The organism is Pseudoalteromonas sp. SR44-8 (assembly GCF_014163635.1).
GTDB lineage: Bacteria > Pseudomonadota > Gammaproteobacteria > Enterobacterales > Alteromonadaceae > Pseudoalteromonas > Pseudoalteromonas rhizosphaerae.
The window spans coordinates 1-2366 of sequence record NZ_JACJDS010000077.1 but is presented as its reverse complement, the minus strand read 5'-3'; the positions used below and the strand labels follow the sequence as shown (position 1 = coordinate 2366).

The following is a 2366-nucleotide window of genomic DNA, read 5'->3' as shown; positions in this document are numbered from 1 at the left end:
GTAAACGTATAGCTAACGACACCTAGCTTTACTTTATGTACCAAGGTAACAGCGGCTCAAGGTTGCTTGGCTGCTCAGCAATATGTTGTAAACAAGTTGCAATATAGTCATGCATCACAAGGTCATTTGCCTTTGCAGTTTCAACAAGACTATAAAGTATAGCGCTGGCATGTGCACCATTGCAGGTATTTGAGAATAACCAGTTTTTTCGCCCTATTACGAATGGTTTTATAGCTCGCTCTGCACGGTTATTGTCAATACTGAGCCTGCCATCATCAAGGTAACGCCTGAATTTCTCAAACTGATTTATCGCATAGGTAATTGCTTCACCTAACGCCATTTTTGGTGGGATTTTATCTTTATGCTTGAGTAACCATTGATACAATTCATCAACGATTGGTTTGGCTTTTTGCTGCCTAATCTTGAACTTTTCATCGGCCGTTTTATCTTTGATGGCTTGCTCAATACCGTAGAGCTTGCGAATAAGGTTTAGTGCTACATCCGCTTTGACGGTTTTTTTATTATTGCCTTTAGCCTCGATGAATTTACGGCGCATATGGGCTAAGCACGCAACCAGTGTTGCATTCGTTTGCTCGTATGCCTTGTAGCCGTCAACGTGCATGTAGCCATCGTAACCATCAAGGAAATCAACCGCACATTGGCCTGCGCGACTGTTATGGTAATCAAACAGGACAATATTGGTGCCTTTACCCGGTTTATCATCGCCGCAACAATACAGCCACATATAGCTGGTCGCTTTATCTGCGTTAATAACGTTGAGCGGGGTTTCATCACCATGAATAACGGCTTGAGATAACAACACCTCTTTTAAGTGTTGATACAAGGGGGATAACAGGTCTGCGCAGCGTAACATCCAACTCGACATGGTTTGCCGACTCAACTCAATACCGATATCAGCAAATAGCGTTTCTTGGCGATAAAGCGGTAAACCAAACTGGTATTTACAGGTGATTATTTGGCTCAGCAAACTAGGCGTGGCGATACTTTTTGGAATGACTGTTGCGGGCATTTTTGCGGTTTTCACCACACTTTCAATCCCTTCTCGCTCACAGTGGCGACACGTATATTTTGGACGAATGGTTTTGATGACTTTGATATGCGCTGGCACAAATTCTAGTGCTTCACTGCTGCTTTCACCCATTTTGTGAAGGGGGCTTTGACAGCAATCACACATTTTGTCATCCTCTTCGAGGTCAACAACCACCTCAATTCGCGGCAACTGCGCTGGCAGTGGGCGGCGTTTCGGTTTGGCTTTTTCTGTCTTTACTGAGGCCGATGTGACCAATAGCGCTTTATCATGTTCATCAAGAATGTCTTCTGCTTCATTAAATACTTCGCCTGCACCCGGCATCTTTTCAGATTTCTTCGCGTACTCTTTGGCAAGCTTAGCGTTATAAGCTTGCAGCAATTCGTAAATTTGCGCATCTTTTTCAGCTAACTTTTCATCCATATGCTGTTGCAACTCAAGCAACATGCGCTTGAGTTGTTCTGGGTCGTCAGGAAGTGAGTGTGCATCAATTTTCATGTTCGCAATTTAACAGAATTTGACGGTGTTTTCTTGCTTGACGCAAAGATAAAACGGACGGTGTGGCAACGATCATTTACTGTCAATATGATCAATTAGATCATCGATTGATACAGCAATTCTTCATGACCAAGTACATCATATCCCGACAATAACCAATCCAATTGCTGAGGACTGAGTTCAAATTCTTGCAGATTGGCTTTGTTTGGCCATTTGAACTTTTGTTTTTCTAACCGCTTGTACCACAAAGCAAAGCCCGTTTTATCCCAGTAAACCAGCTTGAGTTTGTCTTTCGCTTTATTGCAGAACAAAAATAATGCACCAGTGTAAGCATCACGTTCAAGCTCGCCTTCAACCAGTGCGACCAGACCATCAATGGATTTTCGAAAATCCACGGCATCGCGGTGTAAGTAAATACACTTTGGTTCAACAAACATTTTCATCAGGCAAGCTCGCGGAGTAATTGGCCTAGATAAGATGCAGACGTTGTGGGAGGCAAACTGACGTTTACTTTTCCGACTTCGAGGGTAATCGACAGTTGGTGTTCGGTGACGTCAACGTGTTTAGCTACTTTAGCGCGAACAAAGCTGCCTGATGATTCATTAAGCTTACTTCGTGCGGCATAGAAGCTTGTTTTTGATAAAGCATGTAGCTGGCAATAGTCAGTGATAGTTAAATCGCTGGCTTGTTGTTCTTCGATAATGTTGCGCCACTGCTCAAGGTTACGCATTTTTCTCATGGCTATCTCCTAATTGAAATTCAGAAATAGCTTAATCGGTTTGACGAGTTATTGGCAGGTGCACTTTGCTAGACGCTTACG

Annotated in this window: 3 protein-coding genes; all 3 read right to left on the bottom strand. The window is 43.2% G+C overall.

The window, feature by feature from the left end; genetic code table 11:
* Nucleotides 1-28: 28 nt before the first annotated feature.
* On the bottom strand, nucleotides 29-1546 hold the full coding sequence (gene tnpC, locus H5183_RS21355) for an IS66 family transposase (protein ID WP_182732676.1): 1518 nt from the start codon (nucleotides 1544-1546) through the stop codon (nucleotides 29-31).
* A 95-nt stretch (nucleotides 1547-1641) separates the two neighbouring features.
* Nucleotides 1642-1989 (bottom strand): IS66 family insertion sequence element accessory protein TnpB, encoded by a 348-nt coding sequence (gene tnpB / locus H5183_RS21350; RefSeq protein ID WP_182732675.1) that lies wholly within the window; start codon nucleotides 1987-1989, stop codon nucleotides 1642-1644.
* Nucleotides 1989-2285 carry an IS66 family insertion sequence element accessory protein TnpA gene (gene tnpA, locus H5183_RS21345; RefSeq protein ID WP_182732674.1) on the bottom strand — a complete coding sequence of 99 codons (297 nt, stop codon included), beginning with the start codon at nucleotides 2283-2285 and terminating at the stop codon, nucleotides 1989-1991. The genes tnpB and tnpA overlap by 1 nt, the downstream gene beginning before the upstream one ends.
* Between the last annotated feature and the right edge of the window lie 81 nt (nucleotides 2286-2366).